The organism is Actinokineospora sp. PR83, from assembly GCF_021056305.1.
GTDB classification, from domain to species: domain Bacteria; phylum Actinomycetota; class Actinomycetes; order Mycobacteriales; family Pseudonocardiaceae; genus Actinokineospora; species Actinokineospora spheciospongiae.
Genome location: NZ_JAJCXD010000117.1, coordinates 1 through 12,939 on the forward strand (window position 1 = coordinate 1; position 12,939 = coordinate 12,939).

The following is a 12,939-nucleotide window of genomic DNA, read 5'->3' on the forward strand; positions in this document are numbered from 1 at the left end:
GCAGCCCACGCCGCAGCAATCTCACCCACCGAATGCCCGATCACCACATCCGGACGAACACCCCACGAACCAAACAACCGCACCATCGCAACCTCAAAAGCAAAAATCGCAGGCTGCGCGAACTGCGTCTCATCAATCCGCGTACCTTCGGTGATCGCCTCCCGCACCTCGACGGGGAACAAGCCCACGACCTCATCCCACGCGGCACCGAACACCGGAAACGCCGCCGCCAACTCACGACCCATGCCCGCCCGCTGCGACCCCTGACCGGTGAACACGAACGCCACCGGGCCCGCGACGGCCTCGACCGCGTCTCCGGTCACCAGCCGCCGCAGCGAGGCGATCAGCGACTCGCGGTCGGACCCGGTCGCGGCGGCGCGGAACTCCAACGCGGCGCGGGTCGTCCCCAGCGCCACACCCGCCGCGGCCAGGTCGGCGGTCTCGGCGAACTCCGCCAACCGCCCGGCCTGGGCGCGCAGCGCCGCGACCGAACGCCCGGACACCGGCCACACCAGCGCGGTCGGCTCGACCGGTCGCGGCGCCGCGGCGGCCGGGGGCTGCTCGAGGACGACGTGGGCGTTGGTGCCGCTGATGCCGAAGGAGGACACCGCCGCCCGGCGCGGGCGGTCCACGGCGGGCCAGTCGCGCTGCTCGGCCAGCACCTCGACCGACCCGGCCGACCAGTCCACGTGCGGGGTGGGCTCGCCCGCGCGCAGCGAGCGGGGCGCCACGCCGTGCCGGATGGCCTGGATCGCCTTGATGACCCCGGCGACGCCCGCGGCGGCCTGGGTGTGGCCGATGTTGGACTTGATCGACCCCAGCAGCAGCGGGGTGGCGCGGTCCTGGCCGTAGGTCGCGAGCAGGGCCTGGGCCTCGATCGGGTCACCGAGGGTGGTGCCGGTGCCGTGCGCCTCAACCAGGTCCACATCGGACGGTCGCAGGCCCGCGGTGGCGAGCGCGGCCCGGATGACCCGCTGCTGGGCCGGGCCGTTCGGAGCGGTCAGCCCGTTGGAGGCGCCGTCGGAGTTCACCGCGGACCCGCGCAGCACGGCCAGCACGGGGTGGCCGTTGCGCTGGGCGTCGGACAGGCGGGCGAGGACGAGCAGGCCGACGCCCTCGCCGAAGCCGGTGCCGTCGGCGTCGGCGGAGAACGGCTTGCAGCGGCCGTCCGCGGCCAGCCCGCCCTGGCGGGCGAAGTCCTCGAACACGGCGGGGGTCGACAGCACGGTCGCGCCACCGGCCAGCGCCAGGTCGCACTCCCCCGCGCGCAGCGCCTGCGCGGCCAGGTGCAGGGCCACCAGCGACGACGAGCACGCGGTGTCGACGGTCATCGCCGGGCCCTCGAGGCCCAGGGCGTAGGCGAGCCTGCCCGCGGCGACGCTGGCCGAGCTGCCGGTGGCCAGCAGCGGCGCCAGGTCCTCGGGGATCGAGGGGAGCCTGCTGGCGTAGTCGGAGTACATGATGCCGGTGAACACGCCGGTGCGGCTGCCGCGCAGCGAGCGCGGATCGAGCTCGGCGCGCTCGACGGCCTCCCAGGCGGTCTCCAGCAGGACGCGCTGCTGCGGGTCCATCGCCAGCGCCTCGCGCGGGGAGATGCCGAACAGGTCGGCGTCGAAGTCCGCGGCACCGTCGAGGAACGCGCCCACGGGGGTGTAGTCGGGCCGCAGGACCCAACCCCGGTCGACCGGGAACCCGCCCGTGGCGTCGACGCCGTCGACGACCAGCCGCCACAGCGCGTCCGGGTCGTCCGCGCCGGGGAACCGGCACGCCATCGCCACCACGGCGATCGGGTCGTCGTGCGCGGTGGCGCGGACGGGCGCGATCGGCGCGGCGGGCGCGGGCTCGCGCAGGCCCGCGAGCAGGTCGGCGGCCGCGCGCGGGGTGGGGTGGTCGAACACCAGGGTCGCGGGCAGGCGCAGGCCGGTGGCGGCGCTGAGCCGGTTGCGCAGCTCCACCGCGGTCAGCGAGTCGAAGCCGAGCTCCTTGAACGCCCGGTCCGCGCCGACCGCGGTCGCGGAGTCGTGGCCGAGCACGGCGGCTGCGGTGTCGCGGACGAGGGTGAGCAGGTCGCCCGCGGGGGTGGCGGCGCGGCGCGAGGCGGCGGGGACCATCGCCCGCAGCAGCGGGTGCGGGTCCCCGGCGGAGCGCACCGCGGGCAGGTCGAGCCCGATCGGGACCAGCAGCGCCCGGTCGGCGGCCAGTGCCCGGTCGAACAGGTCGAGGGCGGCGGGGGTGGTCAGGGGCCGGACTCCCGCGCGGGCGAGCCTGCGGCGGTCGGTGCCGGTGAGGTGCCCGGTCATGCCGCTGTCCTGCGCCCAGAGCCCCCACGCCAGCGAGACCGCGGGCTTGCCCGCGGCGCGGCGGCGGGCGACGAGGGCGTCGAGCGCGGCGTTGGCGGCGGCGTACGCGCCCTGCCCGGCGTTGCCGAACAGCCCCGCGGCGGCGGAGAAGACGACGAGGGCGGCGTGGTCGTCGACCAGTTCGTCGAGGTGGCGGGCGGCATCGACCTTGGGCGCCCACACGGCGGCGACCTGCTCGTCGGTGAGCCCGGTGACCACGCCGTCGCCGATGACCCCGGCGGCGTGCACGACCCCGGTCACCCGGTGCGCGGCGAGCAGGGCGGCCACGGCGGCGCGGTCGCTGACGTCGCAGGCGGCGACGTGCACGGCGGCGCCCGACCCGGCCAGCTCCGCGACGAGGTCGTCCGCCCCGCCGCTGCGGCTGGCCAGCACGAGTTCCCGTACGCCGGAGCGGGCGAGGTGGCGGGCGACCTCGGCGCCGAGCGCGCCGGTGCCGCCGGTGACCAGGACGGCGTCGGCCGGGCCGAACAGCGGCGCGGTCGGGGTCGGCTCGATCCGGACCAGGCGCGGCACCTCGATCCCGGTGCCGCCTGCACCGTCGCGCACCCGGACCCAGGGCTCCCCGAGCGCGACGACCTGCCCGAGCAGGGCCGCCGGGACGTCCTGGCCTGCGCGGGCCTCGACCACGACGACGCGGCCGGGGTGCTCGGCGGCGGCCGCGCGGCCGAGACCGCCCGCGGCCGCGCCGGTCTCGGTGGTCGCGTCGACCAGCAGGACGATGTCGCCGTCGCCGCGCAGCAACTCCTGCACGCGCGCGACGACCTGCTGGAACGTGCCGTCCGCGCGGACGACCTCGCGGGTGGGCGGCGCGGCCGCGGGCGCGTCGACCGGCGTCCACTCCACGGTGTGCAGCGGTTCGGTGGCGGCGTCCAGGTCCGGAGCCGGGCGCAGGGCGAGCGCGTCGGCGGTCAGGACCGGGCGGCCATCGGCGTCGAACGCGGCGACGCTGAAGGCGTTGTCGCCCGCGGGGGCCAGGCGCACGCGCAGCGTCTGCGCGCCCTCGGCGTGGCGGGTGACGCCGGTCCAGGAGAACGGCAGGCCCGCGGCGCCGCCCGCGCCGAGGGAGGCGGCGTGCAGCGCGCTGTCGAGCAGGGCGGGGTGCAGGCCGAACCCCTCGGCGCCGGGGTCGGTGGCGACCTCGGCGAAGACCTCGTCCCCGCGCTGCCACGCGCGGCGCAGGCCCTGGAAGGCGGGGCCGTAGCTGAGACCGGCGACGGCCAGGTCGGCGTAGAGGTCCGCGAGGGTGTCGGTGCCGATCTCCACCGCCTCCGCGGGCGGCCACTCCCCGAGCGCGGCCGGGAGCGCAGGAGCGCCGGGGGTCGCGGTGGCGTGGCGGGTCCAGTCGCCGCCGTCGGGGCGGGCGTGCACCTCGATCGCGCCGCCCGCCGCGCCATCGATTGTGACGCGCACGTCCACGCCGCCTTCGGCGGGGAGCACGAGCGGGGCGGCGAAGGTCAGGTCCGCCAGCGCGTCGCCCGCGGCCAGCAGCACCATGTCGAGCAGCGCGGTGCCGGGGATGACGACCTGCCCGGCGACCACGTGGTCGGCCAACCAGGGCAGGGCGGCGACGCTGATCCGCCCGGTGAGCACCTGCCCGCCCGCGGGCAGGGCGACGGCGGCGGCCAGCAGCGGGTGGCCGGTGGCGGCCAGGCCCGCGGCGGTGACGTCGCCGGTCACCGGCCGCGGCGTGGGCCAGTAGCGCTGTTCCTGGAAGGCGTAGGTCGGCAGGTCGACGGGCCTGCCGGGCACGACGGCGGCCCAGTCGGGCGTGACCCCCGCGACGACCAGCTCACCGAGGGAGAGCAGGGCGCGCGCCAGGCCCCCCTCATCGCGCTTGAGCGAGCCGACGGCGGTCACGCCCTCGGGCAGCGACATGGTCAGCACCGGGTGCGGCGAGCACTCCACGAAGGTCCCGAAGCCCTCGGCGACCAGCGCGTCGACCGCGTCGGCGAACTCGACCGGCGAGCGCAGGTTGCGCACCCAGTAGGCGGCGTCGAAGGCCGTGCCGTCCTCGGTGCGCCCGGTGACGGTCGAGCGGACCGGGATGGTGCCCGCGACCGGTCGGACGGGGGCGAGGGCGGCCAGCAGCTCGTCGGCCAGCTCGTCGACCTGGGCGGAGTGCGAGGCGTAGTCCACCGCGATCCGCTTGGCCCGCACGTCGTCGGCCGCGCAGCCCGCGACCAGCTCGTCCAGCGCGGACGGCTCGCCGGAGACCACCACGGCCGTCGACCCGTTCACCGCGGCGACCGACAGCCGCTCCCCGAAGGGCGCGATCCGCGCGCGGACGTCGTCGACGCCGAGCGCGACCGACGCCATCCCGCCCCGGCCTGCCAGCCGCAGCAGCACCTTCGACCGCAGCGCGACGACCCGGGCACCGTCCTCAAGCGACAGAGCACCCGCCACCACCGCGGCAGCGATCTCCCCCTGCGAGTGGCCCACGACGGCGGAGGGCTCGATGCCCCATGAACGCCACACCTCAGCGAGGGACACCATCACGGCCCACAGCACCGGCTGAACGACGTCCACGCGCTCCACCAGCGCGACATCACCCAAAGCCTCGTCCAACGACCAGTCCACGAATCCCGACAACGCCGCAGCACACTCGGCAAGACGCGCCGCGAACGCCGGCGACTCCGCCGCCAACTCATGGGCCATGCCCACCCACTGCGAACCCTGACCCGGGAAGACGAACGCCACCTTGCCCGGCTCCCCGGCCGCGCCCGAGACGAGCAGCGGGTGCGCGGAGCCCGCGGCCAGCGCGGCCACGGCGTCCGCGCCGACCGCCACGGCCCGGTGCTCCATCAGCGCCCGCGTGGTCGCCAGCGAATGCGCGGCGTCCGAGGCGGGCAGCGCGGGCAGCGCGGCGGCCAACCGGGCGGCCTGCGCCCGCAGCGCCTCCGGGGTGCGGGCCGACACCAGGAACGGCACGACGGCGTCCACCCGCGCGTCGGCGGTGGGCTCGACGGGGTCTCCCTGCTCCAGGATGACGTGCGCGTTGGTGCCGCTCATGCCGAACGACGAGACACCCGCGCGCCGCACCCGGTCGCCCTCCGGCCAGGGCTGGGCCTGCGACAGCAGCCGGACGGACCCGGCCGACCAGTCGACGTGCGCGGTGGGCCGCTCGGCGTGCAGGGTGCGCGGCAGGGTGCCGTTGCGCAGGGCCAGCACGACCTTGATGACCCCGGCGACACCGGCGGCGGCCTGGGTGTGGCCGGTGTTGGACTTCAGCGAGCCCAGCCACAGCGGCGACCGCGGGTCGCGGCCCGCACCGTAGGTGCGCAGCAGCGCCTCGGCCTCGATCGGGTCACCGAGCGCGGTGCCGGTGCCGTGCGCCTCCACCACGTCCACATCGGACGGGTCCAGGTCGGCGGCGGCGAGCGCGGCGCGGATCACCCGCTCCTGGGCGGGCCCGTTCGGGGCGGTGAGCCCGTTCGACGCCCCGTCCTGGTTGACCGCCGAGCCGCGCAGCACCGCCAGCACGCGGTGGCCGCGGGCGCGGGCGTCGGAGAGGCGTTCGACGACGAGCACGCCCGCGCCCTCCGACCAGCCGGTGCCGTCGGCGCCGTCGGCGAAGGCCTTGCAGCGGCCGTCGGCCGACAGCCCGCCCTGCTTGGCGAACTCGGTGAAGGTGCCCTGGGTGGGCATGACCGTCACGCCGCCCGCCAGGGCGAGGTCGCACTCGCCCGAGCGCAGCGAGCGCGCGGCCCAGTGCAGGGCGACCAGCGACGAGGAGCAGGCGGTGTCGACCGAGACCGCCGGACCCTCCAGGCCCAGGGCGTAGGCGATGCGGCCGGAGGCGACGCTGACGGCGTTGCCGGTGAGCACGTGCCCGCTGACGTCCTCGGCGGCGGCACCGAGCAGCGAGACGTAATCCTGGCCGCTGATGCCCGCGAACACCCCGGTCGGGGCGCCGCGCAGGCCGGTGGGGTCGATCCCGGCGCGCTCCAGCGCCTCCCAGGCGACCTGGAGCAGGACGCGCTGCTGGGGGTCCATGGCCACGGCCTCGCGCGGGCTCACCGCGAAGAACCCGGCGTCGAACGCGGCGGCGTCGAGGAACCCGCCCCGGCCCTCGCCGGTCCAGCCGCGGTCGGCCGGGAACGGCCCGACCAGGTCCCGGCCCCCGACCAGGGCCTCCCACAGCCGCTCGGGGCTGTCGACGCCGCCGGGGAAGCGGCAGGCCATGCCGACGATCGCGATCGGCTCGTCGGTCGCCGCGGCGGTGCGCGCGGGCGCGGCGGTGCGGCCCGCGAGGTCGGCGGTGATGCGCGCGACGAGGTCGCGCGGCGTGGGGTGGTCGAAGACCACGGCGGCGGGCAGGGCCAGCCCGGTGGCGGCGGTGAGGGCGTTGCGCACCTCGACCGCGGTCAGCGAGTCGACGCCGAGGTCGCGGAAGGTGCGGTCGGCGCCGACCGCGGCCTTGTCGGCGTGCCCGAGGACCGCGGCGGTGGTGGTCCGGACGAGGTCGAGCAGGTCGTCCTCGGACGGCAGGTCCACCACGGCGGGCACGGCGACCGGCGCGGCGGGCGCGGGGGCGAGGCGCTCCAGCAGCGGGCTGGGGCGCCGGGCGGTGAAGGTCTCGGTGAACCGCGGCCAGTCGACGTCGGCGACGACCAGGTGCGCGGCGCCGGTGCGGTGGAGGGCGTCGAGGGCGCGGGCGGGCAGCAGCGGGCGCAGGCCGAGCGCGGCGAGGTCGGCGCCGACCCGGCCGCCACCCATCCCCGCCCCGTCCCAGGGGCCCCAGGCCAGAGCGGTGCCGGGCAGCCCGGCGGCACGGCGGTTGGCCACCAGGGCGTCGACGCGGGCGTTGGCGGCGGCGTAGGCGACCTGGCCGCCGCTGCCCCAGGCGCCCGCGATGGAGGAGAAGACGACGAAGGCGTCCAGCGGCAGGTCCCGGGTGACCCGGTCCAGCACCTCGGCGCCCGCGACCTTGGCCGCGGCCACCGCGGCCAGGTCGTCGTCAGTGGTCTCGATCAGCGGCTTGGTCAGCGCGACCCCGGCGGCGTGCACGACGGCGGTGGGCCGCCACTGCTCGACGACCGCGCGCATCGCGTCCTCATCGGTCGCGTCGGCGGCGACGACGTGGGCGCCGTCGATGTCGACCGGGGTGCCACCGCGGCTGACCAGGACGACGCGCTCGGCGCCGTCGGCGAGCAAGCGGCGGGCGGTGTGCTGCCCGAGCGCGCCGGTGCCACCGGTGATGAGCACGGTGCCCGAGGGCGTCCAGCCCGCGGGCGCAGCGGGAGCCGGGGCCAGCCTGCGCGCCCAGGCGCCGTCGGAGCGGACGGCGACCTGGTCCTCCCGGCCGCCCGCGAAGGCCAGGGCCTGCGCCCCGGTCTCGACGTCGAGCAACCCGCCCCAGGTGCCGGGCAGTTCCAGCGCGGCGACGCGGCCCGCGCCCCAGACCGCGGCGAGGCCGGGGTCGACCTCGGTGCCGGGCTGGACGGCGACGGCGCCGCGGGTGACGACCCAGACCGGCCGCTCGTCGTCGAGGTCGCGCAGGGTGGCGAGCAGGTGCTCCACGGAGGTCGCGGGCAGCAGCCAGCCGGTCGCGCCGTCCTCGACCGCGCCCGCGGCGAGGAGTTCCGCGGTGAGCGCGGGGTCGCCGGGCAGCACGCCCCAGCGGGCGCCCGCGGCGCCGGTGCCCACGTGGACGGGGGTCCACTCGACGCGGTGGCACAGGTCGTCGCCCCGGGCAGGGATGGCGGCGTCGAGCCAGTAACGGCGGCGCTGGAAGGCGTAGGTGGGCAGCGCGACCCGGCGCAGCCCGGTGCCGAAGAAGGCAGCCCAGGCGACCGGGGCGCCCACGGCGTGCAGGAGGCCCAGGGCTCGCACCAGGTCGGCTTCCTCGTCCGGGGTCTCGGACCGGCGCTGGGCGGGGACGCAGCCGGGGACGAACGGGGCGAGCGCGGCCTCCGGCCCGACCTCGATCGCGTGCACGGCGCCCAGCCGGGCGACGCCGTCGGCGAAGCGGACCGCGCGGCGCACGTTGTCCACCCAGTAGTCCACACCCGCCGGGTCGTGCCCACCCGCGACGCCGATGAACTCGATGGCAGGCTCCGCGCGCTCGACCTGCTCGACCACGGCGCGGAAGGCGGGCAGCACCTCGTCCACGTGCGCGCAGTGGAAGGCGTGGCTGACCTTGAGCAGCGAGGCCTTCACCCCGCACTCGCGGTAGGTGGCGACGAGCGCGCGCACGGCGTCGGCGTCGCCGGAGACCACCACGGAGTCGGCCGCGTTGACCGCGGCGACCTCGACGCCCCCGGGCAGCTCGACCGCGTCCTCCGGCACGGCGATGGCGGCCATCGCGCCCTCGGCGGTCACCGCGCCCATCAGCGCGCCGCGCTCGACCACCAGCCGCGCCGCGTCGGCCAGCGGGAAGACCCCCGCCGCCCAGGCCGCGGCCAGTTCACCCACGGAGTGCCCGACCACCACGTCCGGGACCACGCCCCACGAGCCCAGCAGCCGGGTCAGCGCCACCTCGAAGGCGAAGATCGCGGGCTGGGCGAACCGGGTCTCCCCGATCCGCGACCCGTCCGCGATCGCCGCCCGCACCTCGGCCGGGAACAGGCCGACGACCTCGTCCCACGCCTCGGCGAACACCGGGAAGGCGGCGGCGAGCCCGCGCCCCATCCCGGGCCGCTGCGAGCCCTGCCCGGTGTAGACGAACGCGGTCCGGCGGCGCACGGCCTCGACCGGCACGGCCGCCTCGATCCCGGCGGCCAGTTCGGCGCGGGTGCGCCCCGCGGCGGTCACCCGCCAGGGCAGGGCGGCGCGGCCGGTCGCCAGCGCCGCCGCCGTCTCGACCGGCCCGGCGGGGTCGGCGGCCAGCAGCCTGGCGACCTGCTCGCGCACGGCGGACTCGGTGTGCCCGGACACGACCCACGGCACGGCCCGCTCGGGCGCGTCGGCGGCGGGAGCGGGCCCGGGGGCCTGCTCGATGACCACGTGCGCGTTGGTGCCGCTCACGCCGAACGACGACACGCCCGCGCGGCGCACCTCGGCGTCCCAGGCCCGGCTGCCCGCGGCCGGCGAGACCGCGCCCGCGCTCCAGTCGACGTGCGCGGAGGGGTGTTCCGCGTGCAGCGAGCCGGGCAGCACGCCGTGCCGCACAGCCTGCACGACCTTGATCACGCCCGCGACGCCCGCGGCGGCCTGGGTGTGGCCGATGTTCGACTTCACCGAGCCGAGCCACACCGGGTCGGTCCGGTCCTGCCCGTAGGTGGCCAGTACCGCGTGGGCCTCGATCGGGTCACCCAGGGTGGTGCCGGTGCCGTGCGCCTCCACCATGTCCACATCGGACGGACGCAGTCCGGCGTCTGCCAGCGCGGCGCGGATCACGCGCTCCTGCGACGGGCCGTTGGGGGCGGTGAGGCCGTTGGAGGCGCCGTCGGAGTTGACCGCCGAGCCGCGCAGCACGGCCAGCACGGGGTGCCCCAGGCGGCGGGCGGCTGACAGCGGGGCGAGCAGCAGCAGGCCGACGCCCTCACCGAAGCCGGTGCCGTCGGCGGAGTCGGAGAACGGCTTGCACCGCCCGTCGGGGGCCAGGCCCCGCTGGCGGGAGAACTCGACGAACAGCCCGGGGGTCGACAGCACGGTCGCCCCGCCCGCCAGCGCCAGGTCGCACTCGCCGGAGCGCAGCGCGCGGGCGGCGAGGTGGATGGCCACCAGCGACGACGAGCACGCGGTGTCGACGGTGAGCGCCGGGCCCTCCAGGCCGAAGGCGTAGGCGACGCGGCCGGAGGCGACGCTGGCCGAGGCACCGGTGCCGACCAGGCCCTCCAGCTCGGCGGGAACCCGGTGCAGGCGCGAGGCGTGGTCGTGGTGCATGAGCCCGGCGAACACGCCGGTGCGGCTGCCGCGCACGCCGCGCGGGTCGATGCCCGCGGCCTCGAATGCCTCCCAGGCGGTCTCCAGCAGCAGCCGCTGCTGCGGGTCGGTGGCCAGCGCCTCGCGCGGGGAGATCCCGAACAGGTCGGCGTCGAACTCCAGGGCGTCGTGCAGGAACGCGCCCGCCCGCACGGAGGTGGAGCCGGGCCGCTCGCCGGTGGGGTCGAAGCCGCCGTCGAGGTCCCAGCCGCGGTCGGTGGGGAAGCCGCCGACGGCGTCGCCGCCGGAGGTCACCAGCTCCCACAGGTCGTCGGGGCCGCGCACGCCGCCGGGGAAGCGGCAGGCCATGCCGATGATCGCGATCGGCTCGTCGGCGGCGGCCGCAGCCACCGGGGCGCGGTCGGCGGCGGGTTCGAGGCGACCGGCGAGCAGTTCGGCCAGCGCCTGCGGGGTGGGGTGGTCGAACACCACGGTGGCGGGCAGGCGCTCGCCGGTGGCGGTGGCCAGGCGGTTGCGCAGCTCCACCGCGGTCAGGGAGTCGAAGCCCAGGTCGCGGAACGCGCGGCCGGGGTCGATCCCGTCGGCGGAGTCGTGCCCGAGCACGGCGGCCACCTGGGCGCGCACCACGTCGAGCAGGGCCGCGCGGCGCTGCCTGCCGGACAGGGCGGCGAACCCGGACGGGGTCGCGCCGCCCGCGGCGGCGCGCTTGCGGGCGGGGCGCACCAGGCCGCGCAGCAGCGGGTGCGGGTCACCCTCGGCGCGCGCGGCGGCCAGGTCGAGGCCGAGGGGCACCAGCAGCGGGTCGCCCGCGGCGAGGGCGGCGTCGAACAGCTCCAGGCCGCGGGCGTCGGTCAGGGCGCGGACGCCGCCGCGGTCCATCCTGGCCAGGTCGCGGTCGGCGAGGTGGCCGGTCATGCCGCTGGCGCGCTCCCACAGGCCCCAGGCCAGGGCGACCCCGGGCAGGGCCGCGGCGCGGCGGGCGGCGATCACCGCGTCGACGGCGGCGTTCGCGGCGGCGTATGCGCCTTGGCCGGGGTTGCCGAAGAGGTTGGCGGCGGCGGAGAAGGCGACGAACGCGGTCAGGTCCCGGTCGCGGGTGGCCGCGTCGAGCACGCGCACGGCGTCGGCCTTGGGCGCGGCGACGGCGGCGGCGCGGTCGGGGGTGATCGACTCCAGCACCCCGTCGTCGAGGATGCCCGCGGCGTGCACCACAGCGGTCACGGCGTGCTCGGTGAGCAGCGCGCGCACCTGGTCGGGGTCGGAGACGTCGCAGGCGACGACGGTGACATCGGCGCCGGGCAGCTCGGGCGCGGTACCGCCGGAGCGGCTGGCCAGCACCAGCCCGCGCACGCCGTGCGCCTCGACCAGGTGGCGGGCGAGCAGGCTGCCGAGGGTGCCGGTGCCACCGGTGATCAGCACGGTGGAGTCGGGCCCGAACGGCGACGGCGCGGTCGTGGCGGTGGCGCGGGCCAGGCGCGGGGCGGTGGTGACGCCGTCGCGCACGCGCACCCACGGTTCCGCCGAGCGCACCGGCTCGTGCCCGTCGACCACGGCGAAGCGGCCGGGGTGCTCGGTGCCCGCGGAGCGCAGCAGACCTCCCACGGCGGCGAAGTCGGGGTCGTCGCCGTCGAGCAGGGCGACCAGGCGGGCCTCGCCCGCGGCGGCGTGGCGCAGGACGGGCAGCACGGCGGCCAGGGCGGGGTCACCGACGCGCCAGACGACCTCGCCGCCCGCGTCGAGCGCGCCGAGCACGTCGGCGTCGGAGACGGCGCTGTCGACGGGCTCGGCGGCGACGGGCACCCAGTCGAGCCGGTAGAGGTCGTTGACCGGCGCGGCGCCGGGCGCGGTTTCCGACAGCGGCCGGAAGGACAGCTCGGCGGACAGCACGGGCGCGCCCGCCGGGTCGACGGCGGTGACGGTGACGGTGTCCTGGCCCGCCGGGGCGAGCCGGACGCGCAGCGCGGTGGCGCCCGTGGCCAGCAGGTGCGCGTTCTGCCAGGAGAACGGCAGGTGCGCGGTGGTGGTGTCGGTGAGGAACCCGCCGAGCGCGGTGGCGTGCAGGGCGGCGTCGAGCAGCGCGGGGTGCACGCCGAAACCGCTGGGCTGCAACGGTTCGGGCAGGGTGACCTCGGCCACGACGGTGTCGCCGTCGCGCTGGGCGCGGACGAGGCCCTGGAACGCGGGGCCGTAGTCGACCCCGCGCGCGGACAGCCCGGCGTGCAGGTCGTCGAGCAGGATTTCGTCGCCGTCCTGCGGGTCCACCCGGGCGGTCGCGGCGGCGACGGTGGTCCCGACCGCGCCGATGGCGTGCCGGGTCCACGGCGCGTCGTCGGGTCGCGAGTGGACGGTGACCGGGCGGGAGCCGTCGTCGGCGGCGCGGCCGACGACGACCTGGATCAGCACGCCGCCCGCGGGCAGCACCAGCGGCGCCTGCATGGCCAGGTCGAGCACAGCGGTCGCGCCGACCTGCTCGGCGGCGTGCAGGGCCAGGTCGAGCAGCGCCGTGCCGGGGACGACGACCTGCCCGGCGACCACGTGGTCGGCCAGCCAGGGGTGCTCGGCGGCGCTGACGCGGCCGGTGAGCACCGCGCCGTCGCCGGAGGCCAGGACGACGGCCGCGCCGAGCAGGGCGTGCCCGCCGGGGGCCAGGCCGAGCGCGGCCGGGTCGCCCGCCGCGCCGCCTGCGGGCCAGTAGCGGCGCCTGCGCAGCGCGTAGGTGGGCAACTCGACGCGCGGGGCGGGCGGCAGCAGC

The 12,939-nt window shown here is 77.7% G+C and carries 1 protein-coding gene; it reads right to left on the minus strand.

Annotated features, from left to right (window positions below):
* Positions 1-12,939 (minus strand): type I polyketide synthase (locus tag L6E12_RS31080; RefSeq protein WP_236231487.1); only part of this gene is annotated, 12,939 nt, incomplete at both ends.